The 25,538-nt window shown below is 65.9% G+C and carries 26 protein-coding genes and 1 pseudogene; 15 read left to right on the top strand and 12 right to left on the bottom strand.

Annotated elements, in window-relative coordinates:
- Positions 1–21: 21 nt before the first annotated feature.
- Both bla and EAH84_RS06565 read right to left on the bottom strand, forming a co-directional pair.
- Positions 22–870: a subclass B3 metallo-beta-lactamase gene (bla, locus tag EAH84_RS06570; RefSeq protein WP_140869573.1), complete on the bottom strand. Its 849-nt coding sequence runs from the start codon at positions 868–870 to the stop codon at positions 22–24.
- Complete coding sequence (locus tag EAH84_RS06565) at positions 867–2,882, bottom strand: protein-disulfide reductase DsbD family protein (protein WP_140870024.1); 2,016 nt, start codon at positions 2,880–2,882, stop codon at positions 867–869. The genes bla and EAH84_RS06565 overlap by 4 nt, the downstream gene beginning before the upstream one ends.
- Positions 2,883–2,943: 61 nt before the next feature.
- On the opposite strand from EAH84_RS06565, the gene EAH84_RS06560 reads away from it, so the two are divergent.
- Positions 2,944–4,596 (top strand): alkaline phosphatase family protein, encoded by a 1,653-nt coding sequence (locus EAH84_RS06560; protein WP_140869571.1) that lies wholly within the window; start codon positions 2,944–2,946, stop codon positions 4,594–4,596.
- Here EAH84_RS06560 and EAH84_RS06555 read toward each other — a convergent pair.
- Both EAH84_RS06555 and EAH84_RS06550 read right to left on the bottom strand, forming a co-directional pair.
- Positions 4,568–5,653, bottom strand: coding sequence for a hypothetical protein (locus tag EAH84_RS06555; protein ID WP_140869568.1), 1,086 nt, complete (start codon positions 5,651–5,653; stop codon positions 4,568–4,570). The two genes, EAH84_RS06560 and EAH84_RS06555, sit on opposite strands and share 29 nt — an antisense overlap.
- Positions 5,654–5,806: 153 nt before the next feature.
- The gene (locus tag EAH84_RS06550) at positions 5,807–6,439 is read right to left on the bottom strand and encodes an SOS response-associated peptidase family protein (RefSeq protein WP_140869565.1); all 633 of its coding nucleotides are present in this window, start codon (positions 6,437–6,439) and stop codon (positions 5,807–5,809) included.
- A gap of 931 nt (positions 6,440–7,370) precedes the next feature.
- Between EAH84_RS06550 and EAH84_RS16605 the strand changes: the two genes are divergently transcribed.
- Both EAH84_RS16605 and EAH84_RS06535 read left to right on the top strand, forming a co-directional pair.
- Positions 7,371–7,517 (top strand): HNH endonuclease, encoded by a 147-nt coding sequence (locus EAH84_RS16605; protein ID WP_140869560.1) that lies wholly within the window; start codon positions 7,371–7,373, stop codon positions 7,515–7,517.
- Positions 7,510–9,180: a DEAD/DEAH box helicase gene (locus EAH84_RS06535; protein WP_140869557.1), complete on the top strand. Its 1,671-nt coding sequence runs from the start codon at positions 7,510–7,512 to the stop codon at positions 9,178–9,180. The genes EAH84_RS16605 and EAH84_RS06535 overlap by 8 nt, the downstream gene beginning before the upstream one ends.
- A gap of 5 nt (positions 9,181–9,185) precedes the next feature.
- Here EAH84_RS06535 and uvrA read toward each other — a convergent pair whose 3' ends face one another.
- Complete coding sequence (gene uvrA / locus EAH84_RS06530; protein WP_140869555.1) at positions 9,186–12,089, bottom strand: excinuclease ABC subunit UvrA; 2,904 nt, start codon at positions 12,087–12,089, stop codon at positions 9,186–9,188.
- Positions 12,090–12,281: 192 nt separating this feature from the next.
- On the opposite strand from uvrA, the gene EAH84_RS06525 reads away from it, so the two are divergent.
- The 5 genes from EAH84_RS06525 to EAH84_RS06505 all read left to right on the top strand — a co-directional run bounded on the left by EAH84_RS06525 (position 12,282) and on the right by EAH84_RS06505 (position 16,147).
- On the top strand, positions 12,282–12,740 hold the full coding sequence (locus EAH84_RS06525; protein ID WP_241656491.1) for a DUF2147 domain-containing protein: 459 nt from the start codon (positions 12,282–12,284) through the stop codon (positions 12,738–12,740).
- Positions 12,741–12,809: 69 nt separating this feature from the next.
- Positions 12,810–13,157 (top strand): PilZ domain-containing protein, encoded by a 348-nt coding sequence (locus EAH84_RS06520; RefSeq protein ID WP_161978345.1) that lies wholly within the window; start codon positions 12,810–12,812, stop codon positions 13,155–13,157.
- Between the two features lie 62 nt (positions 13,158–13,219).
- Positions 13,220–13,573, top strand: coding sequence for a hypothetical protein (locus tag EAH84_RS06515; RefSeq protein ID WP_140869549.1), 354 nt, complete (start codon positions 13,220–13,222; stop codon positions 13,571–13,573).
- An 81-nt stretch (positions 13,574–13,654) separates the two neighbouring features.
- Positions 13,655–15,124: a DNA methyltransferase gene (locus EAH84_RS06510; RefSeq protein WP_140869546.1), complete on the top strand. Its 1,470-nt coding sequence runs from the start codon at positions 13,655–13,657 to the stop codon at positions 15,122–15,124.
- A gap of 102 nt (positions 15,125–15,226) precedes the next feature.
- On the top strand, positions 15,227–16,147 hold the full coding sequence (locus tag EAH84_RS06505; RefSeq protein WP_140869543.1) for a cation diffusion facilitator family transporter: 921 nt from the start codon (positions 15,227–15,229) through the stop codon (positions 16,145–16,147).
- Here the strand turns inward: EAH84_RS06505 and EAH84_RS06500 are convergent.
- The gene (locus EAH84_RS06500; protein WP_241656490.1) at positions 16,144–16,500 is read right to left on the bottom strand and encodes a hypothetical protein; all 357 of its coding nucleotides are present in this window, start codon (positions 16,498–16,500) and stop codon (positions 16,144–16,146) included. The genes EAH84_RS06505 and EAH84_RS06500 overlap by 4 nt on opposite strands.
- A 1-nt stretch (position 16,501) precedes the next feature.
- Positions 16,502–17,512, bottom strand: a complete 1,011-nt coding sequence (locus EAH84_RS06495; protein WP_140869540.1) for a polyprenyl synthetase family protein — start codon at positions 17,510–17,512, stop codon at positions 16,502–16,504.
- A 119-nt stretch (positions 17,513–17,631) separates the two neighbouring features.
- Between EAH84_RS06495 and EAH84_RS06490 the strand changes: the two genes are divergently transcribed.
- From EAH84_RS06490 to EAH84_RS06460, 7 genes are all read left to right on the top strand, one after another.
- Positions 17,632–17,910, top strand: coding sequence for a chorismate mutase (locus EAH84_RS06490; RefSeq protein ID WP_140869537.1), 279 nt, complete (start codon positions 17,632–17,634; stop codon positions 17,908–17,910).
- Positions 17,903–18,589, top strand: a complete 687-nt coding sequence (locus EAH84_RS06485) for a thymidylate kinase (RefSeq protein WP_140869534.1) — start codon at positions 17,903–17,905, stop codon at positions 18,587–18,589. The genes EAH84_RS06490 and EAH84_RS06485 overlap by 8 nt, the downstream gene beginning before the upstream one ends.
- 56 nt (positions 18,590–18,645) lie before the next feature.
- On the top strand, positions 18,646–19,368 hold the full coding sequence (locus EAH84_RS06480; protein WP_140869531.1) for an alpha/beta hydrolase: 723 nt from the start codon (positions 18,646–18,648) through the stop codon (positions 19,366–19,368).
- Positions 19,365–20,138: a tetratricopeptide repeat protein gene (locus tag EAH84_RS06475; protein ID WP_140869528.1), complete on the top strand. Its 774-nt coding sequence runs from the start codon at positions 19,365–19,367 to the stop codon at positions 20,136–20,138. Before EAH84_RS06480 ends, EAH84_RS06475 begins: the two co-directional genes overlap by 4 nt.
- Positions 20,139–20,202: 64 nt before the next feature.
- Positions 20,203–20,652 (top strand): VOC family protein, encoded by a 450-nt coding sequence (locus EAH84_RS06470; RefSeq protein WP_140869525.1) that lies wholly within the window; start codon positions 20,203–20,205, stop codon positions 20,650–20,652.
- A gap of 4 nt (positions 20,653–20,656) precedes the next feature.
- Positions 20,657–21,382 (top strand): hydroxyacylglutathione hydrolase, encoded by a 726-nt coding sequence (gene gloB / locus EAH84_RS06465; protein WP_140869523.1) that lies wholly within the window; start codon positions 20,657–20,659, stop codon positions 21,380–21,382.
- Between the two features lie 43 nt (positions 21,383–21,425).
- Entirely contained in the window at positions 21,426–21,842 is a 417-nt protein-coding gene (locus EAH84_RS06460; RefSeq protein WP_140869520.1) for a hypothetical protein, read from the top strand.
- Between the two features lie 15 nt (positions 21,843–21,857).
- Here EAH84_RS06460 and hslU read toward each other — a convergent pair whose 3' ends face one another.
- The 5 genes and pseudogenes from hslU to EAH84_RS06435 form a co-directional block, all read right to left on the bottom strand.
- The gene (gene hslU / locus EAH84_RS06455; RefSeq protein ID WP_140869518.1) at positions 21,858–23,150 is read right to left on the bottom strand and encodes an ATP-dependent protease ATPase subunit HslU; all 1,293 of its coding nucleotides are present in this window, start codon (positions 23,148–23,150) and stop codon (positions 21,858–21,860) included.
- Between the two features lie 100 nt (positions 23,151–23,250).
- On the bottom strand, positions 23,251–23,796 hold the full coding sequence (gene hslV / locus EAH84_RS06450; RefSeq protein ID WP_194150367.1) for an ATP-dependent protease subunit HslV: 546 nt from the start codon (positions 23,794–23,796) through the stop codon (positions 23,251–23,253).
- Positions 23,797–23,880: 84 nt separating this feature from the next.
- Positions 23,881–24,123: pseudogene (locus EAH84_RS06445) on the bottom strand (3TM-type holin); the annotation flags it as partial.
- Positions 24,124–24,229: 106 nt separating this feature from the next.
- Positions 24,230–24,769 carry a glycoside hydrolase family 108 protein gene (locus EAH84_RS06440; protein WP_140869510.1) on the bottom strand — a complete coding sequence of 180 codons (540 nt, stop codon included), beginning with the start codon at positions 24,767–24,769 and terminating at the stop codon, positions 24,230–24,232.
- A 97-nt stretch (positions 24,770–24,866) separates the two neighbouring features.
- Positions 24,867–25,289 carry a hypothetical protein gene (locus EAH84_RS06435; protein ID WP_140869508.1) on the bottom strand — a complete coding sequence of 141 codons (423 nt, stop codon included), beginning with the start codon at positions 25,287–25,289 and terminating at the stop codon, positions 24,867–24,869.
- Between the last annotated feature and the right edge of the window lie 249 nt (positions 25,290–25,538).

Here is a 25,538-nt window from a genome sequence, read left to right as displayed (position 1 = left end):
ACGATGGCCGAGGCACCGCCGTCAACGCTGCGCGATCGTCTGCTGCCTGATCAGTTCGCGATCAAATGCTTCGCGCGCAACGGCCACCATCCGCCCCAGCGCACCGGGATCGACGAACGCGTCGCGGCGACCAGCCACCACCTGCGCGCGATGCGCCATGACATCGGCGAGTTCGGGGTGTGCGGGTAACAGCACGTCCGCCGTCATCGTCGCCAGCCGTGCGAAGCTCGATCGGAAATCGGTGACGATGCCCGGATAACCCGGATTGCCGACCAATTGGTTGCCCGCGACCGTCAGGCTGCACGGGAACATCACCACCAGCGTCCGACCGCGCTCGCGCACTGGCATCGTCCAGGTCGTGCAGCCCGCGGTGTGCCCCGGCGTCTTGATCGCTGTCAGCGTGATTCCGCCCAACGTCACGGTGTCGCCGTCGTGGAGCTCCCGGTCGACCCGCGCCGCCGGGAAGGTGACGAGGCCGTAACTGACGACGCTCGGCGGGCGTCCGGTCGCGATCGCGCGCGCGTCGCCGTCCATCACCGCCAGCCGCGCGCCGCTGTCGCGCTGCAGCTGCGCAAGCCCCGCGGCATGATCGAAATGCGCATGGCTGTTGAGCAGGATTTTCACGCCGTGGATCGGCACCCCGACGCTGGCGATGTTGCGTTCGATCGCGGCGACGTTTTGCTCGAGCGTCGCGTCGATCAGGATCGCGCCGTCGCGGGTCTTGATCAGATACGCTGCCAATCCCTTGGTCCCGACATAATGGATCGGGCCTAGGATCGGGAACGCGGCGGTCGGCTCGCTCCACGCGGGCGGATCGAGCGTGCTCGCGCCGGTGCCGAGCAGCGCCAGCATCGCGATCGCCGCCCTCATTGCAGCGCCATCAGCATGCCGGGGGTCAGCACCTGCGGCAACACCCGAGGTTCCGCCGCACCCTTGGGATAGAACAAATAGAGCGGCACGCCCGCGCGGTTATGCGCCTGGATGAATCGCCCCAGCGTCGCATCGCCGTCGGTCCAGTCGCCGACCAGCACTGCCACCCCGTGCTTGGCGAACGCGTCGCGCACGCCCGCGGTCTCGATCGCGGCCTTCTCGTTGACCTTGCACGTCAGGCACCAATCCGCGGTGAAATAGACGAACACCGGCTTGCCTTCCTGTCGCAGCGCCCCAAGCCGTGCCTCGCTGAAGGGTTCGGCACCGACGGTCGCGATCGCCGCGCTTACTGGGCTGCGTGACACCCCCATGATCGTAGACCCCGTGATCACGACCAGCCCGACCACGCCGATCCATCCGAACGACAACCCCCGCCGTTGGCGTGCGCCCGCGGTCCACAGCACCAGCGCCGCCGCCAGCGCCGCGACGAGCGCGAACGTCATTCCGTCGACCCCCGCCTGTCGCCCCAATACCCAGGCGAGCGCAATCGCGGTCAGCCACATCGGAATGCTGAGGACCCGGCGGAACGCCTCCATCCACGCGCCCGGCTTCGGTAACCGCCGCCGCAGCGCGGGGACGAATCCGATCAGCAGGAACGGTAACGCCAGCCCGATCCCCAGCCCCGCAAACACCGCCAGCGCCGCATACCAGGGCAGGATCAGCGCCGCGCCGAGCGCCGCGCCCATGAATGGCCCGGTGCACGGCGTCGCAACGAACGCGGCCAGCGCCCCGGTTGCGAACGAACTGGTCACGCCACCCTCGCCTGCGAAGCGCGGCATCGGCATTTCGAACAAGCCGGCGAGGTTGAGCGCGATCCCGACCGACAGCAGCAACAACGCGACGATCATTTTCGGGTTTTGCAGCTGAAATGCCCAGCCGACCGCAGATCCACCCGCGCGCAGCGCCAGGATCGCCGCGCCCAGTCCGACGCACACCAGCACCACCCCCGCGGTATAGGCTAGCGCCTCGACCCGCGCGCCGCGCTCGTCCGCGCCGCCGCGTGCAAGGTTGAGCGCCTTGAGGCTCAAGATCGGAAAGACGCAGGGCATGATGTTGAGGATCAGCCCCCCCAGCACCGCGCCGACGAACGCGACGAGCGTCAGCCACGCCGCCCCGCCGCCGCCGCCGCCGCCGCCGTCCGATGCGGCGACAGTCCCACGCTGTGCGGCAATCGCCAGCCCCCGGTTCGCGCCGATCCGCAACACGCCCTCGATCGGTCCCGTCGGCTTGCCCTTCGTTGTCAGTAGCAGCCGATCGCCGTCACGCGTCACCGTCTGCGGCGCGGCGTAATCGACCGCGCCGTTGGGCGTGATCGGGAAGAAATACGCACTGTCGACCCGAGCGGAAGCTGGCAGCGGCACCGCGATCGCCAGCGCGCCGTCCTTGACCGCATAGGTTGCCGCCGCATCGAGCGGTTTCGGAATCGCCGCGCGCCATCGATCGAACGCCGCGCGCGCGGTCGAGTGGCCATCCCCCACCGTCAGGTCGAGCGTCAGCGTTTGTGCTTCGGGCACGCAGATCGACGTCGTGCATACCAGATAATTGATCGCGACCTTGATCGGCAGCCTCGTACCCGTCGCGATCCCCACCGGCACGTTCAGCGTCACCAGCGGCGCGTACGGCGCCTCGTAGACATAGTTCATCAACCCCGCGATCAGCAGCGTCGTCGGCACTGGCCACGCGACCTCGCCCGCCATCGCCGCGCCCTTGGGCAGCGTCCACGCGAACTGCGACGGCAGCCCCGCGTCCCCAGGATTGCGCCAATAGCCATGCCAGCCGGGTTCTGGCCGCGTCTCGATCGCCAGCATCACTGGTTCGCCCGCGCGCGGTACATCGCTTTCGGCCACAAGACGCATCGCAAGGTGCGGTCCGCTGTCGAGCGGAGCCTGCGCAGCGGTCGGGATCGCCCACACCGCCACCAGCGTCATCAAAGCGCAACCGAGTGCGCGCATCCTTGCGAGTGTCATCACGCGCCGCCATACCGCGGACGTCGCATCCCACCAAGGTACGCTCATGAAACCCGTCCTCCCCGCCCTGTTCGCTGCCACCATGCTGGCGGTTACGCCGGTCGCCGCGCGTGACGCTCCCGTTCCCCCTCATCCTGCCGAAGCGCAAGCCCCCGCCACGCGGCCCAAGCTGATCGTCGCGATCTCCGTCGACCAGTTCTCCGCCGACCTGTTCGCGCAATATCGCGCGCATTTCACCGGTGGTTTCAAGCGGCTGCTGACCGGGGTCGTCTTTCCTTCGGGCTATCAGAGCCACGCCGCAACCGAGACCTGCCCCGGCCATTCGACGATCCTGACGGGGATGCGCCCCGCGCACACCGGGATCGTCGCCAACAACTGGATCGACCAGAGCGTCTCGCTGACCGACAAGGTGATCTATTGCGCCGAGGACGAGAGCGTCCCCGGCAGCACCCACGACAAATACACCGTCACCGACAAGCATCTGAAGGTGCCGACGTTGGGAGAGATGATGAAAGCCGCCGATCCGCGCATCCGCGTCGTCTCGGTCGCGGGCAAGGATCGCGCCGCGGTGATGATGGGCGGACATAAGGTCGACGAGCTATGGTGGTGGGACGGCGAGCGCTACACCAGCTATTCGGGCCGCGCCGAGCCTGCGGTCCTCACCCGCGCCAACACCGCGATCGCCGCGCTGGTCGCGCACCCGCAGGCGCCGCTCCCGCTCCCCGCTTACTGCCAGGCGGTCGACCGCCCGATCCGGGTCGGCGATCAGACCCTCGGCACCGGGCGCTTCGCGCGCGCCGCGGGCGACCTCAAGTCGTTCCGCGCCTCCCCGGCCGCCGATGCCGCGACGCTGTCGATCGCGGCGGGGCTGATCCAGTCGATGCGGCTCGGCACCGGGCCGCAGACCGACATTATCGCGATCGGCGAATCCGCGACCGACTATATCGGCCACGCCTATGGCACCCAAGGCAGCGAGATGTGCATCCAGCTCGACCAGCTCGACCAGGCACTGGGGTCGTTCTTCGCCACGCTCGACGGCTGGGGGCTCGATTACGAGGTCGTGCTGACCGCCGATCACGGCGCGCACGATATGACCGAACGCCAGCAGGCACACGCGATGCCGATGGAATCGCGCGCCGCCCCCGCGCTCGCGACCAAGGCCGCCGACGCCGCGGTGGCCAAGCAGCTCGGCCTCACCGCCCCCGTCCTCATGGCCGCGGAGGGCGACATCTATATCGACGCCAAGCTCCCCGCCGCGACCCGCACGAAGGTCTCGGAGGCGGCGCGCGCCTATTACGCCGCGCAGCCGCAGGTCGCCGCCGCCTTCCCGCGTGCCGAAATCGCGGCGACGCCGATGCCTAGCGGCCCGCCCGAAACCTGGACGCTGATCCAGCGCGCCCGCGCCTCGTTCGACCCGGCGCGCTCGGGCGACCTGCTCGTGCTGCTCAAGCCCCGCGCGACGACGATCGAAACCCCCGGCCCCGGCTATGTCGAGACCCACGGCAGCCCCTGGGATTACGACCGCCGCGTGCCGATCCTGTTCTGGCGCAAGGGGATGGCGGGATTCGAACAGCCGCTGTCGGTCGAGACGGTCGATATCGCGCCGACGCTCGCGGCAACGATCGGGCTGCCGGTCCACGGCCTCGACGGGCGCTGTCTCGACCTCGACGTCACGGCGGCGACGACCTGCCCGCAATAGGCGCGACGATAGCCGCTTCGGGCGGCGACGCGGGGCGCGCGCCGTCGGGCGGCGCACTATCGGTGGATAGCGCGGCGAACCAGGCGTCGCGTTCGGGGGCGCTCGCGGCGTGGAGCCGGGCGCGCACCGCGGCATGATGGTCCTCAACCGCCTCCTCCTCCTCGGGCGTGAGGGTGCGCGAATAATCACCGTCCTGAAGGTCGCCGTCCTCGACCCCGTCGAAGTCGGGCGGCGCGGCGAAGCGGGTGCGCCATTCGTTCCTGCCATCGTCCCACCAGACGGGCGATTGCTCGACGGCCGGGGCGTCGTCATCGGGGTGAAGTGGACAAAGTGGAGAGTGTCGCGCGGGTTCGGCCGGGGCGGCGAAGGCGAGCATCCCGGCGGCATCGGCGCGCGCCCATTGTTCGGCGGTCCAGTGGCTGCGCGCGTCGGGATCGAGGTCGCTGGTGTCGATCTCGGCGGCGAGGCCGTGGCCGGTGCGCAGGAAGCGATCGGCGCGCGCGAGCGACTGGACCGCGCCGAGATCGGCGTTCCCTGCGTCGTCCGCGATCCGCGCGGCGAGGAACAGCCCGGTGCGCGCGGGGCCGTCGTCGCGGTCGATCAGATCGAGGAAGCTGTCGAATTCGGCGGCGAGGAGCCGCGCGGCCTGGTGCGTCGCCTCCCGCGCCTCGGTGTCGGCGAAGCGATCGAGCCGCGCGAGCATCGTCGAGGCGAGGCGGTTGTCGAAGCGGTGGCGGGTGATGGTGTCGCCGTTCTGGCGCGTCAGCGTTTCGACCTGCCCGTCGATCGCGCGGGCGAGGAGCGTGTCGGCGACCTTGTCGCGCGCGAGCAGATTGGCGGCGCGCCAGCCGAGCGCGAACCCCACCCCCGCCGCGCGCCGCCGCAGCGCATAGGCCGACGACGACGCCATCCCGACCTTGATACAGGCGGTGACGACGGTGTGCCCCTCGGCAATCGCCTCGAGGAAGGTGCGCTGTCGATCGGGGGTCCACCCGTCATAGCGCTGCGCGCGATCGGCGAGCGCGGGCAAGGTGGTGGTGGATGAGACGGTGTCCATGACGCTCCCTTCGCGTGAGAACAAAGCGGGACCGTTTTTATATGCACGAAGGGGGTTTGTAGGACAGCCCGCGAACCGAGGAATGTGCAGGAGGCAAATTCGAGGCCGACGCGACAGCGCCCGGCGGGGCCGGCCAGCGGGTGGCGGAGCCCGCTAGCGCACGGGTTCGACGAGCAACGTGCCCGCGGGCGCGGGGCGGCAGAGGTCGGCGCTGGGGACCGAGCCGTCGAGCCACCCGGCGTAGTCGGCGCGGTCGAGCACGACGACCTGGCGCGAGTGATAGGGCGCGATGTCGGGGCCGGGCTCGGTGGTGAGCAAGGTGAACGCCTCCCCCGCCCCGTCTTGCGGGGCGTCCTTGATCGCTACCCCGGCGCGCCACAGCCCCGCGATGCAGAACCAGTCGTCGCGGGCGTGGGTAAAGCGCCACTTGTCCTTGCGCTTTGCCTTGGGGTCTTCGGGCGCGGTGAATTCGTAGAAGCCGTCGACGGGGATCAGGCATCTTCCCTTCCGCAAATCGCGCCCGTCGGAGCGGTAATTGTAGACGGGCTTGCCCGAGGGGCCGGGCCAGCTCCAGCGGCGCACGACGCCCTCGGCCCCCTGCCCCGCGCCCGCGGAGTCCGTATCATTGGCGGCGGCGCGGATGACGAGCGTGGGATCGGTGATGCGGATGCTGTCGACGCTGGCGAGGTTGGGGAAGCCCTCGGGGAAGACGAGCGGGATCTTGAGCTCCCCCCAATCGTCGCGGAGTTGGCCCAAGGCGATACGGCGAGCGACTTCGTTGCACATCGCGCGAACGCTAGGATTTAGCAGCCGCTAAATCCAGCGCCGCGCGACGCGCGCGGGCGCGATCGGCCAGCGTCGCTCAAGCGACGACTGACGGGGGTACGGGATTATTCCAGTACCCCCACGCCGTGCCTGCGAGATGACCGCAATCTATTACTACACCGGCGCGCAGAACGCTTCTCCGAAGCACGTTATAATGACTTGCGCTTGACTGACGCCGACAAGTCTTATGTAATTGTAAAGTGGCAAAAGGGTCGAACGAATCGCAGTCAGGCCCTCGTAGAGGCATCGAGCTGCTCCGCCGAATTTATGACGAGCTATATACTCAGCTTGGTGAAGATTTTTCGCCGGCCGAGCTCCTACGAGCGGCGTAAACGCTCATCGATGTCACACAGGACGAGTATGGGTTAGAGAGCTATCAAGACGGCCAGCTACATCCCGGATATTATTCATCCGATGTCGACCGTATGATCGCCGGACGGCAGTGGCTGGTCCTTAATGTCGAGGCCATGCCTCTCGACGTCAAAGAGGACTACGAAAGCTCAACAAGCCAGAAATATCGGAGTTTAAAGAGGTTCTATAATCCGGACCGTTATTACCATAGAGGCTAGACAATGTCGCGATTTCAGCCATCCGTGGCTCTTCGAGAGCACATGCTGGAGGGTCATAGAGTTTCTTTACTTGAAGCGCTTTTGGTTTTTGGCGTCCAGAATCTAAACGCCGAGCTAGCTCGGCTAAAGAAAGACGGATTTCTGATAAAATCGGAGGTAGTGTCTATGGCAAAGGTTGTTCGACGCGCAAATAGTTTTGCTTCCTGTCAACCGCCGAGCGCGTTACCCTTTCGTGAGATAGCAATGACCGAGTACTGGATTAGCCGTTGAAAAGGCTATTTTCCTTGCGCCGAAGGAAGACTTTATAGATACTATCTGGGAATATGTGCCAAAAATGCGGCTGCCCGCTCTTGGGGTCATTCCACGCTGATCATGTGCAACCGTTTTCGAAAGGCGGGTGGACCGTAACCGGAAACGGTCAAGCCCTGTGCGGCCCGTGCAACGTGACGAAAGGTGATCGTTATGAGTGAAATCATGTTGAGAGCGTGGCAGAGTGAGGCCACAACGAAAGCACTTAAATGGTTAGTGGAGGACAAAACTGACCGCCATTTTCTGATCAATGCCGCGCCGGGTGCTGGAAAGACGATATGTGCATCCGTAATTGCCAAGCGATTAATAGAGCAAGGCCAAATCAAACGTGTGATTGTAATCGCGCCGCGTTCAGAAGTCGTCCGGCAATGGGGTGAGGAGTATAAGTTCGTGACTGGGCGTCATATGACAAAAGTAACTGGCGCTGATGGCGACGTCACTGATTTCGGTATGGACTTGTGCGCAACATGGGCAGCCATTCAAAGCTTGCAGGAAGCGTTTCAGGCAGTTTGTAGGCAGGCGAATACCTTAGTTATCTGCGATGAGCATCACCATGCTGCCGTGGAAGCGGCATGGGGGTCAAAAGCTAATGATGCGTTTCATGAGGCAAAATTCGTTTTGGTTCTGACTGGTACGCCAATCCGTTCCGACGGCAAGGAGACGATCTGGTTTGCGTTCGACGATGACGGGCGAATAGATCATCCGGAAGCGGGAACATATAATCTAGGATATGGGGAAGCAGTAGAATTAAACTATTGCCGTCCTATAACATTTCACCGTCATGAGGGTCGCTTTTCGGTAAAACTATCGGATACGGAAGCGGTAGCGGTTTCTGGAACGGTTGCCACGGATCTGGATCCCTCGCTGAAGCGGGTATCGGGACTCCAAAAGGCGCTAGACTATTATCGCCTGGTTTGTACGCCGAAATATCTAGACGACATGACAACCCCCGATGCCGATTCATATCAGGGTACAATGCTTGAATGGGGCATCGCAAAACTCGACGACCTTCGGGAAACTGTACCGCATGCCGGTGGACTTGTCATTGCGCCGTCAATTGGCGTCGCCCAGTACATGGCTGAGCTTTTAGAAAAGCTAGACGGCGAAAAGCCGATACTCGTGCACAGCCAAATGCCAAATGCCGAAGCCAGAATCGCTGCTTTCAAAAACTCGAACAAACGGTGGATCGTTTCCGTTGCGATGATTTCAGAAGGTGTGGATATCAAGCGGCTTCGACTACTGATCTACTTGCCTAACGCAAAGACCGAGTTAGCATTCAGGCAGGCGATGGGACGGGTAGTTAGGACGCTTGGACCTGACGACTATTCTAGGGCTTACGTAGTCATGCCAACCCTCGGGGTATTTGAAGAATATGCGCGGCGTGTAGAGCGTGAAATGGCCTTGGCTGGCGTGAGACCAGAGATAAACAACGATACAAAAATATGTGGCACATGCGGAAGCGAAAATGATAAATCTGCTGTCGAGTGCGTATCGTGCGGTGCCGGGTTTCCAAAGCGGAAACATCGATACGTCGCTTGCCCGGATTGCGGAGGACTTAATCGAGCGGGCGCGCCGAAATGCGATCACTGTGGAACGAACTTAAAGACGAGTTACGATATTACGCTAAACGAAGCACTTCGCATGGGTGCCATCGTTCGAGGAATGGACCTCGAGGAAGATGAGGTCAGAGACGCTGAGAATAATAAGAAGCAGATACTAAGGGACGTCCTCGCGAGCGGCGACGATGTAATCATCCGGGCTCTTAAACAGTTGCCAGAGGAGTCTTATGGACGGCTTCGTAAAATAATGAAGCTAGATGAATAGCTGATTTACTCCGCCGCCTCCGCCACCCGCTTCACCAACAACGGCGCCAGATACCGCCCCGTAAAGCTCCCCTTCGCCTTCGCGACCGTCTCCGGCGTCCCCTCGGCGACGATCTCGCCGCCCTTGACGCCGCCCTCCGGGCCGAGGTCGAGCACCCAGTCCGCCGTCTTGATCACATCCAGGTTGTGCTCGATGACGACAACCGTATTGCCCTGCTCGACGAGCGCGTGGAGGACTTCGAGGAGTTTGCGGACGTCCTCGAAATGCAGCCCGGTGGTCGGTTCGTCGAGGATGTAGAGCGTGTTGCCGGTGGCTCTGCGGCTGAGTTCCTTGGCGAGCTTGACGCGCTGCGCCTCGCCGCCCGAGAGCGTCGTCGCCTGCTGGCCGACCTTGACGTAGCCGAGGCCCACCTCGACCAGCATCGCCATCTTGTCGCGGATCGGGGGGACCGCCTTGAAGAATTCCGCCGCGTCCTCGACCGTCATGTCGAGCACGTCGGCGATGCTGTGGCCCTTGAACTTCACCTCGAGCGTCTCGCGGTTGTAGCGCGCGCCGTGGCAGACGTCGCAGGTCACATAGACGTCGGGGAGGAAGTGCATCTCGATCTTGAGCACGCCGTCGCCCTGGCACGCCTCGCAGCGGCCGCCCTTGACGTTGAAGCTGAAGCGGCCGGGCTTGTAGCCGCGCGCCTGGCTTTCGGGGAGGCCCGCGAACCAGTCGCGGATCTGGGTGAAGCTGCCGGTGTAGGTCGCGGGGTTGCTGCGCGGGGTGCGGCCGATCGGCGACTGGTCGATGTCGATGACCTTGTCGAGATATTGGAGGCCGGTGATCTTGTCGTGCTTGCCCTGGACGATGCGCGCGCCGTTCAGCTCGCGCGCGGCGGCGGCGTAGAGCGTGTCGATCGTGAAGCTCGACTTGCCGCTGCCCGAGACGCCGGTGACGCAGGTGAAGGTGCCGAGCGGGATGCTCGCGGTGACGCCGTTGAGGTTGTTCGCGGTGGCATTGTGGACGGTCAATTTCTTGCCGTTGCCCTTGCGGCGCTGGTCGGGGAGCGGGACCGCGCGGGTGCCGTTTAGGTAATCGGCGGTGATGCTGCCCGTGGCCTTGAGGATCTGTTTCAGCGTGCCCTTGGCGACGACCGCGCCGCCGCGGACGCCCGCGCCGGGGCCCATGTCGATGATATAGTCGGCGGTGCGGATCGCGTCCTCGTCATGCTCGACGACGAGGACGGTGTTGCCGAGATCGCGGAGGCGGCGCAGCGTTTTGAGCAACATGTCGTTGTCGCGCTGATGCAGCCCGATGCTGGGCTCGTCGAGGACGTAGAGCACGCCGCTGAGGCCCGAGCCGATCTGGCTGGCGAGGCGGATGCGCTGGCTCTCACCGCCGCTGAGCGTGCCGCTGGTGCGGTCGAGGTTGAGGTAATCGAGCCCGACGTTGTTGAGGAAGCCCAACCGCTCGACGATTTCCTTGAGGATGCGTTCGGCGATCGCGTTCTGCTGGTCGCCGAGCTTAGCGGGCATCGCGGTGAAGAAGGCGAGCGCGTCGACCACCGAGAGATGCGTCGCGTAGCTGATGTCCTGCATCCCGATCTTGACCGCGAGCGCTTCGGGTTTGAGGCGGGCGCCGTGGCAGACTTCGCACGGGGCGGCGGACTGGTACTTGCTGAGCTCCTCGCGCATCCACGCGCTCTCGGTCTGGAGCAGGCGGCGGTTGAGGTTGCCGATGACGCCCTCGAACGGCTTCTTGACGTCGTATTTCTTGCGGCCGTCGATGAAGGTGAGGGTGACGGGCTTGCCCTTGCTGCCGTGGAGGATGACGCTGCGGACCTCCTCGGGCAGCTCGGCCCAGGGGGTGTCGAGCGCGAAGGCATATTCGCGCGCGAGGGAGCCGAGGACCTGCATGTAATAGGGCGACGGTGGGTTGGACTTCGCCCAGGGGACGACCGCGCCCTTCTTGATGCTGAGCGCGTGGTTGGGGACGACGAGATCCTCGTCGAACAACTGCTTCTCGCCGAGGCCGTCGCACGCGGGGCACGCGCCCTGGGGGGCGTTGAAGCTGAAGAGGCGGGGTTCGATCTCGCTGATCGTGAAGCCCGACACGGGACAAGCGAATTTCTCGCTGAACACGATCCGGCCCGCGGGCGCGTGGTCGCCGAGGATTTCCTGCTTCGGGGTGTGGACCTCGACCGGATCGGCGGGGTCGATATAGGCGAGACCATCGGCGAGTTTCAGCGCGGTTTCGAAGCTTTCGGCGAGCCGGGTCGCGATGTCGCCGCCGATGACGAGGCGGTCGACCACGACCTCGATGTCGTGCTTGTACTTCTTGTCGAGCGCTGGGGCCTCGTCGATCTCGTAAATCTCGCCGTCGATGCGGACGCGGGTGAAGCCCACCTTCTGCCATTCGAGCATCTCCTTGCGGTATTCGCCCTTGCGCCCGCGCACGACGGGAGCGAGCAGATAGGCGCGCGTCCCCTCTGGCAGCGCGAGGACGCGGTCGACCATCTGGCTGACGGTCTGCGCGGCGATCGGTTCGCCTGTGGCGGGGCTGTACGGAATGCCGACCCGCGCCCAGAGCAAGCGCATGTAATCGTAGATTTCGGTCACGGTCGCGACCGTCGAGCGCGGGTTGCGGCTGGTGGTCTTCTGCTCGATCGAAATCGCGGGGCTCAGCCCCTCGATGTGATCGACGTCGGGCTTCTGCATCAGTTCGAGGAACTGGCGCGCATAGGCCGACAGCGATTCGACGTACCGGCGCTGGCCCTCGGCATAGATGGTGTCGAAAGCGAGGCTCGACTTGCCGCTCCCCGACAGCCCGGTGATCACCGTCAGCGTGTCGCGGGGGATGTCGATATCGACGTCCTTGAGATTGTGCTCGCGCGCGCCGCGCACGGAGATCGTGGTGAGAGCCATAAGAGTGACGTGTTCCAGATTTGTTCTTGCGCCGCAACCCGCGCTGCGCGATCCTCCCCGAAATGGGTTGCCGCGCGCCGAGGGCAAGGTTTGGGTCGGTTCGCGCAGAGCGCAGCGCCGACTTCACGTGCCGGGGTTGCGCTCGCGATCGTTCGTCGCGATGGAGCGCGTCGCGCCCACGGCTGAGGGGTGATGACGGGGACGATCGATACGATGCGTGGATGGGGGATCGGAATCGCGATGCTCGTCGCCGGGACGGTGGCGGGGTCGAGTATCGCAGCGAAGACGGGGGCTGCGAATATAGCGGCCGATCCGGTGTTCGGCACTTGGCGCAACCCCAAGGGGACGCTGACGGTCGAGACCGCGCCATGCCGCAACGGCGGCGCACTGTGCGGTGCGATCGTGTGGGCGAGCGACAAGGCAAGGGCCGATGCGCGCGCGGCGGGCGTCGCGACGTTGATCGGCACCCAATTGCTCTCCGACTATCACCGGACGGGCCAGGGCAATTGGAGCGGGACGGTGTACATTCCCGACATGGGGCGTAGTTTCTCGTCGCGGATCAAGCAGGTATCGCCGGAAACGCTGACGATCTCGGGCTGCCTGATCCACGGGTTCATCTGCAAATCGCAGGTCTGGCACCGGATCGCCTGAGCACCGACGCGTTAAGCGGTTGTTGACGCTACCCCGCGCATCATCATCCCCAAGACAGGGGGAATGATGATGGCGTCGACGGCAACCCGGTTCAGGACGGCGCGGTTCAGGGCGGCGGAACCCGCCACCGCCGAACACCGCAGCGAACCACGCTACCAAGTCGGCGTGAAGCGCGCGAGCGTCCGCAGCCACGGCGCGCTGGCGCTCGACGCGTCGCTGGAAAACATCTCGATCTACGGCTGCCGCCTCGGATCGACCGGCGATCATGTCGCGGAAGAACGCGTGTGGTTGCGCTTCGTCGGGAAGCCTGCGGTGGCGGCCACCGTCATATGGTCGGATGGCGGGATGATCGGCTGCCGGTTCGACGCGCCGCTCGACACCGCGCTGGTCCGCTCGCTGACGTTGCGCCTCGTCTGATCGACGCCATTGCGCGTTGCCCTGCGTGTATTATATTGCCGATACACTTTGAGGCGGGCCCGATGACCAAGACCAAGATCCCCAAGCGTATCGCGGGCGTGAAGCTCAACAAGAAACTGCGCAAGCGCGGTAACGAGTTGCTCGAACTGGCGGACTCCCCGCACGGCCGCCAGACGATCGCGATGGGCCTCAGCATGGCCGCCGCCGGGTTGAGTGTGGCGCTGAAAAAACGGGGCGAGACCCGCGCCACCCCGGCCGACGCGCCCACATCGCCCACGCCGCCGATCAAGGACGCCGCGATCGACGGTACGCCCCACCCTGCCCCACCGCTCGATCCAGACAAGATCGTCGCCGCGGTCAGTCAGACGATCGACGCCGCGATGGCGTGGTTTTTCCCACCAAGCGGCAAGCGCTAGACCGCGAATGCCGCCAAAGCGGCGGTAAATTCGGAGTCAGTTGCGCTGGTCGGCGCGGTCCGGGTTGGCATGATGGCATTCATGGCCGACGCCAACCGACTCTATTATGGCGACAATCTCGACGTGTTGCGCACGCACGTCGCCGACGAGAGCGTTGACCTCATCTATCTCGACCCCCCATTCAATTCGAACGCCAGCTACAACATCCTGTTCAAGTCCCCCGACGGTGCGGGCGCGGATGCCAGCATCGAGGCGTTCGACGATACCTGGGTCTGGGGACCCGCCGCGGCATCGGCGCTGATGGACATTACCGAAAGTGGCAACCACGCACTCCACGCGCTGATGCAGGCGATGCGCTCCGCGATCGGCGAAAATGCGATGATGGCGTATCTCGCGATGATGGCGGTGCGGCTGATCGAATTGCGCCGGGTGCTCAAGCCAACCGGCAGCCTGTACCTCCACTGCGACCCCACCGCGAGCCATTACCTGAAACTGGTGCTCGACGCGGTGTTCGGGCTGGAGAATTTCCGTAACGAGATCATCTGGTGCTACCGCAAATGGAGCATCACGCAGGGGCAGTTCGTCCGCAATCACGACACCTTGTTCTTCTATTCGAAGGAGCAATCGCAACAGGTGTTCAACACCCAATTTGTCGCGCCCTCTGCAGGCACGATGAAGCGATGGAAGGGGCACAAACAGCACGCGGTGTTCGATGCGGACGGGGTCCGCCACGCGAGCAGTCAGGACGGCGAGGACGCCAAGAGCGCGATGCCCGATTGGTGGGACATCTCCATCCTCAATCCAAACGCCAAGGAACGGCTCGGCTATCCCACGCAGAAGCCCGTCGCGCTGCTCGAACGCATCGTTGCGGCCTCGTCCAACCCCGGCGACATCGTGCTCGACCCGTTCTGCGGCTGCGGCACCGCGGTCGACGCCGCGCAGAAATTGGGGCGGCGCTGGATCGGGATCGACATCACGCACCTCGCGGTCGGGCTGATCGAAAAACGCTTGCGCGAGGGCTATGGCGACGCCGTGCGATTCGACACGATTGGCGTGCCCCGCGACCTTGCCTCGGCGCAACGCCTCGCTGCGGACAACCCGCACCAGTTCCAGGCGTGGATCACGTTGAAGCCGGGCGGATGGCCGTGGATGGGGGGCAAGAAGGGCGGCGACCGCGGCGTCGACGGCTATTTCTATTATGTCGCAGCGGGCGGGAAGACCGAAACCGGGGTCATCTCGGTCAAGGCCGGCGCGCATGTGAATCCCGCGATGGTCCGCGACCTGGGCCGGGTCATGGCGCGTGATGGCCACAAGATGGGGCTGTTCGTCTGCGCCGCCGATCCGACCCGCGGCATGACCGAGGAGGCGAACAGCCACGCGCTGATCCAGACCGAGTTCGGGCGCTTCCCCGCGCTGCAATGCTTCACGCTCGAAGCGCTGTTCGACGGCCATCACCCCCGGCTGCCCCCGCTGGTCAGCCCCAACCGGCGCGCGGCGCGCGTCGAAACGCGTGAATCGCACCAGCCCGGCGCACAGGGCGCACTGATCTGATCCGGCGGGGACATTGCGGACACCGCTTTCCGCCACGCATCATGTCCTAGTATCACCCGGGGTACGGATGATAGGCGTCGCGGATTCGGCGCTGGAGGTTGCGTGAGCGGACATCATCACGGGCATGACCACGGCGGCCACGGCGACGCGCCCGCGAATTACAGCCGCGCGTTCGCGATCGGGATCGCGCTCAACATCGCCTACGTCCTGGCCGAGGGCGGCGCGGGGCTGTGGACCGGGTCGGTCGCGCTGCTGGCGGATGCGGGGCACAATCTGTCCGACGTGCTCGGGCTCGCGGTCGCCTGGGGCGGCGCGACGCTGGCGCGGACGCCGCCGTCGAAGCGATTCACCTATGGCCTCAAAGGATCGTCGATCCTCGCGGCGCTGACCAACGCGCTGCTGCTGCTCGTCGCGCTGGGCGCGATTGTGCTCGAGGCGGCGCAACGCTTCGCCGATCCGCCCCCGGTCGCGGGGCTGACCGTCTCGATGGTCGCGGGCGTCGGGATCGCGGTCAACGCGGTGACCGCCTGGATGTTTGCGCGCGGACGCCGTGGCGACATCAACATCCGCGGCGCTTACCTCCACATGCTGTCCGACGCGATCGTATCGGTGGGGGTGGTGATCGCGGGCATCGCGATCTGGGCGACCGGGATCGCGTGGATCGACCCCGTCGTCAGCCTGGTGATCGTCGCGGTGATTTTCGTCCAGACGTGGAGCCTGTTGCGCGAGACGGTGGAAATGGCGCTCGCCGCGGTGCCGCGGGGAATCGATTTCGACGCGGTGACCGACGCGCTGGGCGCGCTGCCCGGGGTCGAGCGCTGCCACGACCTTCACATCTGGCCGATGTCGACGACCGAACCCGTCCTGACAGCGCATCTGGTGATGCCCGCGGGTCATCCCGGCGACGGGTTCCTCGGCGAGGCGAGCGCGATGCTCCACGACCGGTTCGGGATCGGCCATGCGACATTGCAGATCGAGACCGGAGCGCGCGACTGCGCGCTCGCCAGCCCGGCGCGGGTTTAGATCGCGACGCGCTTGCGGTAGGCGACGACCACCAGCAGCACCACGACGATGACGAGCGTGTCGGCGACCCAGTCGCGGATATCGCAGTCGCGATGGAGGCTGGGAATCGACTGGAGCACTTCGATCAGCGCGCCGAGGAACGACAATCGCTCGCCGATGCGGAGTAGCTCGGCCTCGGGGTAACCCGCGACCGCGAGAATGGTCAGCATGCCGAACACCAGCATATGCTGAAATTTATCGTTATCCGACAGCGTGATCGGCGGATGCGGTAACAACGCCATGGTCACCGCAAAGGCGAGCGCCGCCCAAAAGACGACGCGCATCACATAGGGCCGCAACGTCGCCGTCGTCACGTCAGTAGGCGCGCGCGACCGCGAACTCGACCGCCTCGACCATCGCGTCCTTGGCCTTGCCGCCCGCGAAGCCACCGATCGAATCGATCGCGCGCTGGCCGTAGTGGCGCGCGCGGGCGAGCGTATCGTCGACCGCGCGGGTTTGCCGGACGAGGTCGATCGCGTGCGCGAAATCATCGTCGCTGTCGCGGCGGCCCTCGATCGCGTCCTTCCAGAATGTGCGGTCGTCGGCGTCGCCGCGCGCATAGGCGAGGATGACGGGAAGCGTCATCTTGCCTTCGCGGAAATCGTCGCCCGCGTCCTTGCCCATCGTCCCCGCGTCGGACACATAGTCGATCGCGTCGTCGACGAGCTGGAAGGCGATGCCGAGGTTGCGGCCATAGGCGTCGAGCGCGGACTCTTCGCCCTCGGGACATTCGGCGACCACCGCGCTGATCCGGCACGCCGCGGCGAACAGCGCCGCGGTCTTGGCGTTGATGATGTCGAGATAGCGATCCTCGCCCAGATCGACGCGGCGCGCGGCGGTGAGCTGGTTGACCTCGCCCTCCGCGATTACCGCACTGGCGTTCGATAGGATCTTGAGCACCTTGAGGCTGCCATCCTCGACCATCAGTTCGAAGCTGCGACTGAACAGGAAATCGCCGACCAGGACGCTCGCGGGGTTGCCCCAGATGATGTTGGCGGTGCGCTTGCCGCGACGCAGGTCGCTGCCGTCGACGACATCGTCGTGGAGCAATGTCGCGGTGTGGATGAATTCGACCGCGGCGGCGAGGCGGTGGTGGCGCGTCCCCGTATAGCCGATCAGCCGCGCGCTCGCGAGCGTCAGCATCGGGCGCATGCGCTTGCCCCCGCCCGCGATCAGATGCCCGGCGAGTTCGGGGATCAGCGGGATATCGGACTGCATCCGGTCGAGGATCACCGCGTTGACCGCGTTGAGATCGCCCGCCACGAGTCCGAGCATCGGCTCGAGGCTGGGCTGCGGCGTGCAGAGGCGGTGGATGGTCGCGGTCATCTCCGCTGGGGCTGTGACGCCAACCCCTCCCGAACGCAACCCCGCGCACGCAACCCGCACGCGGCGCTTGCCCGGTGGTGCCCGACATTCCATAGCGCGCGGCGAAGGGGATCGCTGCCATGACCGACGACGTGCTGAGCGGATATCGCAAGAGCATCGACAATATCGACGCGGCGCTGGTCCATCTGCTCGCCGAACGATTCAAGGTCACCCAGGCGGTCGGGCGCTACAAGGCGACCAGCGGGCTGCCCCCCGCCGACCCGGGGCGCGAGGATCGCCAGATCGCGCGGTTGCGGCGACTGGCCGAGGAGGCGGAGCTCGACCCCGAATTCTCCGAGAAATTCCTGCGCTTCATCATCGACGAAGTGATCCGCCACCACGAGCGGCTGCGTGGCTGACCCCCGCCCCTTCCTGCTTGCGATCGAGGGCGCCGACGGCGCGGGCAAGGCAACCACCGCCGCCGCGGTGGTCGCAGCGCTGACCGCGCAGGGTCGACGTACCGAGGTGATGAGCTTCCCGCGGTATCGCGAGACGGTGGGCGGGCATGTGCTCGGCGACTTCCTCGCCGGACGATTGCCGCACGCTCTGGCGCCGCGCGAGGTCGCGGTGCTCTATGCGCTCGACCGGTTCGAATCGCGTGGCGCGATCGCGGCGGCGATGGCGCGGGTCGATGTGCTGGTGTTCGATCGCTACATCGCCTCGAATATCGCCTATCAGACCGCCAAGGTTGCCGACGCCGACGCGCCCGCGCTGGCCGACTGGATCGTCGCGCTGGAAACCGGGCAGTTCGCACTGCCCGCGCCGACGCTGTCGGTGTATCTCGACACCGATCTCGACCGTGCGCGCACGATGATCGCGCAAAAGGCGGCGCGGTCGTACACGACGCGAACCTATGACGAGCATGAGGCGGATGCCGCGCTACAGGCCAAGGTGCGCGCGCGTTATGCGATGCTGTGCGACGGCGACGTGCTCGGGCGGTGGACGCGGGTCCGGACCGCGCCCGACGGCACCATGCGCGCGCCCGACGACATCGCCGCCGAGATCATCGCCGCGATGGGCAATCCACCGCCGGCGTGACCGCGGATGCCGCCGGGGTCTTCATTGCCCTGACGGTTTGGCTTAGACGCGCCGGCATGACCCAATCCCCCCTGCCCGCTCTCGCCTTCCATCACACCCCGGGCGCTGGCCCGACGATCGTCTTCCTGCCGGGCTATGCCTCCGACATGACCGGGACCAAGGCAACCGCGCTGGAGGCGTGGGCCAAGGCGCGCGGCCAGGCGTTCCTGCGGTTCGATTATCGCGGGTGCGGCGCGAGCGAGGGGGCGTTCGCGGACCAGACGCTGGCGGACTGGCGCGACGATACGCTCGCGATGATCGAAACGGTCGCGAAGGGGCCGGTGGTGCTGGTCGGATCGTCGATGGGCGGGTGGCTGATGCTGCTCGCCGCCAAGGCGCGCGCCGACGCGGTCGTCGGACTGGTCGGGGTCGCGCCCGCGCCCGACTTTACCGACTGGGGTTTCACGACCGAGGAGAAGGTCGCGTTGATGAGCGCGGGGAAACTCGAACGCGCCAATCCCTATGGTCCCGAACCCACCCTCTACACCCGCGCCTTCTTCGCGTCGGGGGAGGCGAACCGGCTGATGTTCGGGACGATCGCATTCGATGGCCCCGTCCGGCTGGTGCAGGGACAGAAGGACCCCGAGGTGCCGTGGCACCGCACGTGTCGGCTCGCCGAGATGATGCGTTCAGCCGATGTGCAGACATGGCTGGTCAAGGACGGCGACCACCGCCTGTCGCGCGATTCCGACATCGCGCTCGTCATCCGGGCCGTCGAGGATGTGATCGCCGCCTTATGATAATGATCGTCGCGCTAGCGCTCCAGGCCGCCGCCGCCGCAGGCCCCGTCGATCCTGCCACCGGGCGTTTCGACCGGTGCATCGCGCTGGCGCGGACCGACCCTGCCGCGGCGCGCGCGGAAGCGACACGCTGGACCGCGAGCGGAGGCAATTGGCTCGCGCGGCAATGCGCGGGGCTGGCCGACACCGCGGAGGGCAAGTTCGCGGCGGCCGCCGACGATTTCGAGGCCGCGGGCCGCGTGGCGCAACTGGCGCACGACGCCCACACCGCGTCCTATTTCGCGCAGGCGGGCAATGCATGGCTCGCCGCGGGTGACGCCGCCAAGGCGCGCACGGCGCTCGACACCGCACTGGTGCAGGGAACGCTCGACGGGCTCCAGCTCGGCGAGGCGCGGCTCGATCATGCCCGCGCGCTGCTCGCGTTGGGCGACAACGATACCGCGCGCGCCGATATCGATCGCGCGCTGCAGAGCGCGGGGGACGATCCGCTCGCGTGGCTGCTGTCGGCGACGCTGGCGCGGCGGATGGGCAACCCCGCGCGCGCCGCGACCGATATCGCCGAGGCGCTCAAACGATCGCCCGACGATGCGTCGGTTCAACTGGAAGCGGGTAACATCGCCGCGCTCAGCGGGGACGAGGCGCGCGCGAAAGAGGCGTGGGCCAATGCCGCCCGGATCGCGCCCGATACTGCGGTCGGGCGCAGCGCGACCACCGCGCTGGCGCAGTTCGCCACCGCTACACCCGCGGCGAAACCACCCGAGGGTCGTTGAGACGGGTGGCGGCTCGGCGCACGCTATCCTACCTAGGGTGCGCAATCACGACGAGGCCCGCTGCATGAACTATCTCCACACGATGATCCGCGTTTCCGATCCCGACGCGACGATCCGGTTCTTCGAGCTGCTCGGGCTGAAGGAAGTCCGGCGAATGGAAAGCGAGAAGGGTCGCTTCACGCTGATCTTCCTCGCGACTCCCGACGACATGCGTGGCGAGGGTGAGCGTGCGCAGGCCGAGGTGGAGCTGACATACAATTGGCCCCCCGAGGACGGGAAAGCCGAGGACTATACGGGTGGCCGGAATTTCGGGCATTTGGCGTACCGGGTCGAGAATATCTACGACACGTGCCAGCGGCTGATGGACGGCGGTGTCACGATCAACCGCCCGCCGCGCGACGGGCATATGGCGTTCGTGAAAACCCCCGACGGCATCTCGATCGAACTGCTCCAGAACGGCGTGCTCGGGCCAGCCGAACCATGGGCGTCGATGGACAATAGCGGGAGCTGGTAAACCGATGGCCGACCTCGAGATCGTTCGCGTCCCCGTTCTCAGCGACAATTACGCCTGGCTGATCCACGATGCCGCGAGCGGCGAGACCGTCGCGGTCGATCCCGGCGAGGCGCAGCCGCTGTTCGATGCCGCGGCGTCGCGGGGCTGGACGATCGGACAGGTGTGGACGACGCACTGGCATCCCGATCACACCGGCGGCAACGCGGCGATGCAGGCCGCGGGCGCGCGGATCACCGGGCCGGGCGCAGAAGCCGCCAAGATCCCGACGCTCGACGTTGCGGTCGGTGAGGGCGATACGGTTGCGATCGGCGATCATGTCGCGGCGGTGATGACGGTACCCGGACATACCCAGGGCCATATCGCGTTCCACCTCGCCGACGATGCCGCGATCTTCACCGGCGATACGCTGTTCGCAATGGGGTGCGGGCGCTTGTTCGAGGGGAGCGCGGGGGACATGTTCGCGAACATGCAGCGCTATGCCGCGCTGTCCGACGACACGGTCGTGTATTGCGGGCACGAATATACCCAGAGCAATGGCCGTTATGCGCTGGTCGCCGAGCCCGACAATCAGGCGATCGTCGAGCGGATGCGCGAAGTCGACGCGTTGCGCGCCGACGGCGAGGCGACGGTCCCGACGACGATCGGGCGCGAGCGCGCGACCAATCCGTTCCTGCGCGCCGCGTCGGCGGACGAGCTTGGCGCGCGCCGCCACGCAAAGGACAATTTTTGAGGCTAAAGTGGCGGGCCGTTCGTTACGGCACTGGAGAACGATCATGACGAGATCACTGACCCTCACCTTGCTGGCGGCAGCCACGCTGAGCGCCTGCACCCAGACCCCCGCAGAATCCGCCCGCGCGATCCAGGATGCCGCCGCAACGCAACTGGCGCTCGACAAGGAATTGGCCGGACTGGTGCCGACCGGCAACCGACTGACCTGCCTTCCCCCGCTGCCCTCGGCGCATGTCGAGGGCTATGGCTCGACGCTGGTCTATTCCGTCAGCTCCCGGCAAAAATATCGCACCGAAACCGGTGGCGGCTGCGAGGGCGTCGGCCGCGGCGATATTCTTGTCACCACGTCGAACGGCGGCAGGACATGCCAAGGCGATATCTCTCAGACGATCGACCGCACGAGTCGTTTCCCCACCGGAAGCTGCGCGTTCGGGCCGTTCGTCGAATACCGCCGCCCGTAGCGGCGGGAGCGGCGATTACAGCACGAAGCGGCTGAGATCGGTGTTGCGCGCGATGCTGGCGAGTTGCTGGTCGACATAGGCGGCGTCGACGGTCAGCACGCCCTCCCAATCCTCGGCATCGAAGCTGACGTCTTCGAGCAGCTTCTCCATCACGCTCTGGAGCCGACGCGCGCCGATATTCTCGATCTGGCCGTTCACCTCCGCCGCGATCCGCGCGATCGCGGCGATGCCGTCGTCGGTGAAGACGATCTCGACCCCCTCGGTTGCGATCAGCGCCGTGTACTGCGCGGGGAGCGAGGCCTTGGTGTCGCTGAGGATCGCGACGAAATCCGCCTCGGTCAGCCCTTTCAGTTCGACGCGGATCGGCAGCCGCCCCTGAAGCTCGGGGAGCAGATCGGATGGCTTGGCGACGTGGAACGCGCCGCTCGCGATGAAGAGGATGTGATCGGTCTTCATCGGGCCGTATTTGGTCGAGACCGTGGTGCCTTCGATCAAGGGCAACAGGTCGCGCTGGACGCCTTCGCGGCTGACCGATCCGCCGCGGACGTCGCTGACCGCGATCTTGTCGATCTCGTCGAGGAACACGATCCCGTTCGCCTCGGCATCGGCGAGCGCGACGCGGCTGACCTCGTCCTGGTCGAGCCGCTTGTCGGCCTCTTCCTCGACCAGCTTGTCCCAGGCGGCGCGGACGGTGAGCTTGCGGCGCTTCAACTGCTGGCCGCCGCCGAACGACTTCATCATCTCGCCGAGGTTGATCATCTGCGCACCGCCGCCGGGGATGTCGAACGGCATCGCGGGGGCTTGTTCGACCTCGATCTCGATCTCGGTGTCGTTGAGATGGCCGTCGAGGAAGCGCGCCTTGAACGATTCACGCGTCGCGGCGGAGGAATCCTTGCCGGTCAGCGCGTCGAGGATACGCTTCATCGCGGCCTCCTCGGCCTTGTCCTTCACCGCGACGCGGCGGCGTTCCTTTTCTAGTCGAATCGCCTCTTCGACCAGGTCGCGCGCGATCTGTTCGACATCGCGGCCGACATAGCCGACCTCGGTGAATTTGGTCGCTTCGACCTTCACGAACGGCGCGTCGGCGAGCTTCGCCAACCGGCGGCTGATCTCGGTCTTGCCGCAGCCGGTGGGGCCGATCATCAGGATGTTCTTGGGCGTCACCTCGTCGCGGAGATCCTCGTCGAGCTGCTGGCGCCGCCAGCGATTGCGCATCGCGACCGCGACCGCGCGCTTGGCATCGCGCTGGCCGATGATGTGTTCGTCGAGCGCGGCGACGATGGCCTTGGGGGTGAGAGCGTCGTTCATAATAGTTCCTGATCGTCATCCCAGCGAAGGCTGGGATCTCGTGCCGCGAGGGCACGGTCTATCACGGGGAGATCCCAGCCTTCGCTGGGATGACGCCAATTCAAGCAGCCGCGTCCATGCTTTCGACCGTAAGCCGGTCGTTGGTGTAGACGCAGACCTCCGCGGCGATCGCCATCGCCTTGCGGCAGACCGTCTCGGCATCCGGTTCGTAGTCGACCAGCGCCTTGGCGGCGGCGAGCGCGTAGTTGCCGCCCGATCCGATCGCGGCGATCCCCGCTTCGGGTTCGAGCACATCGCCGTTGCCGGTGAGGATCAGCGTGATGTCGGTATCGGCGACGATCATCATCGCCTCCAGATTGCGGAGATATTTGTCGGTGCGCCAGTCCTTGGCGAGCTCGACCGACGCGCGCAGCAACTGGCCCTGATGCTGTTCGAGCTTGCGTTCGAGCCGTTCGAACAACGTGAAGGCGTCCGCGGTCGCGCCCGCGAACCCCGCCATCACCTTGTCGTCGGCGCCGAGGCGGCGGACCTTCTTCGCGTTGGGCTTCATCACGGTCTGGCCCATCGAAACCTGGCCGTCACCGGCGATGACGACCTTGCCGCCGCGCCTGACCGACAGGATGGTGGTGCCGTGCCAGACCGGCATGGCGTGGGGATCGTTTCCGTTCATACCCGGCGATATGGGAAGCCGCGCGACGGGTGCAATCTCGGTGGATGGGAAACGGGTTGGCTATCTTTCCACGCCCTTCGCTTTGCCCCAGCTGCGCGCGGCGGTGTAGCCGAGGTAGCCGGTCCCGAAGAGCGCGTAGAGCGGTTCGGGGAGGCCGTTCAGATACGCGGTCATCCCGTGCGCGATGGCGTCGGCGAGCGCGGGGCGGAACGCGGCGATGAGCCCCATCGGGATCGACCATAGCAGCAGCGCGTAGATGACGTAGAGGAAGCCGGGGCGCGCGCGCGATACCCAGGGATCGGGCGCAGCAGGGCGGCGGCGGATGGTCGATACCATGAGGATACTCCTTCGCGACGTGGGCGATCTTGACGACGTTGACACGGAATCGCCTATTTGCCGGTGCTCCAGGTTAACCGATCCGGTTCGCGAGCCAGCCGTAGAGGAATGCCTCGTTGGCGGGGCGTGATTCGGCGAGGTGGAGATAGCGTTCGCCCTGGAGCGCCTCGATCGCCTTGAGCAGCACCTGCTCGCCCGCGGCGCCGCGATGCGTCAGGAAGCCATCGAGCGCAGCGAGCGTGCGCGCGCCGATCGCGGTATCGAGCGCGAGGTCGGGATAGTCGGTGCCGCCGCGATTGAGCGCATTGAGCGCGCGCTGGAGGAAGCCGGTCGCGACCGATGGCCCCATATTGATCCCGGTGTCGAACAGTTCGGCGGCGACCGCGGGGGCGCGGGTCGCGATGCGATCGAAACCGGGGCGCTGCCAATAGCGGCGGCGGTAGATCGCGACCGCGCTGGCACGCGGGAAATCGTGCATCGCGCCGCGATAGCCGTCGGCGCGCGCGACCGCGACCGTGATGCCGTAACGGGTTTCGCCACCGCGATCGGCGGGATGGTTCACATAACCGCCTTCGCGATCGATGACGGCGTCGATCAGCGTGTCGATGTCCATGGTTCTGCTCCGCTGTTGGGCGGATCAAGAACCATATAGGTTCGTTGTAGGACAGCGAATTTTGCGAGGCGTCCGCGCGCAGCAGGCGCCTGGTCGGTTACCGCTGGAAACGCCGCGCATTGGCGGCGGCGCGGCCACGGCCGATGCTGTCGACAACGAGTTCATACTGGTCGGGGGTAAAACCCGCGGCGTGGAACGCGCGCACCTCCGCGGACGGGATGGTGTAGCCGTGGTGCCAGCTGAGTACCGCGATCCGGCGCAGTGCTTCGAGCCGCGGATCGGCGAGCTGCGGGTTGGGGCGATCGCCGAACAGCAGCGCGATCGCGATCGCCATCCGCCCGGGGGTGCGCAGCGTCGAAAGCCGATCGCGCTCGGCCAGCGCCACCACCGACCATTCCAGCGCACTGAGTCGCGGTGCGGCCAGCGGTGTTACTGGTGCTACGATTGGATCCGCCACGGGCGTCGCGGCCCGATCCAGCACCGTGCCGCCAGCGATTTCGTCGAACGCGAGATAGGCCATGTCGGATACTCCAGTGCTGCCGTCGCGCGGGATCGTCAGTGTCGCAGCGCGTTCCATACCGTGCGGTATATAACCTCGATTCGCGGGGTCAACAGTTTTCTGTATCGGTCGGTAGAATTAGGCGCCACTTCGACCGAGTTGGATCATGCAAGATCAATCAGAACGTCAACCGTTCGCCCTGAACTTGTCGAAGGGCCTGAGACTCACCGTGCTTCGACAAGCTCAGCACGAACGGGTCGGGTTGGGTCA

The organism is Sphingomonas oligophenolica (assembly GCF_006438955.1).
Taxonomy (GTDB): domain Bacteria; phylum Pseudomonadota; class Alphaproteobacteria; order Sphingomonadales; family Sphingomonadaceae; genus Sphingomonas; species Sphingomonas oligophenolica_A.
Note: the sequence above shows the minus strand (reverse complement) of the source record. Positions and strands in the feature narration are given on the sequence as shown.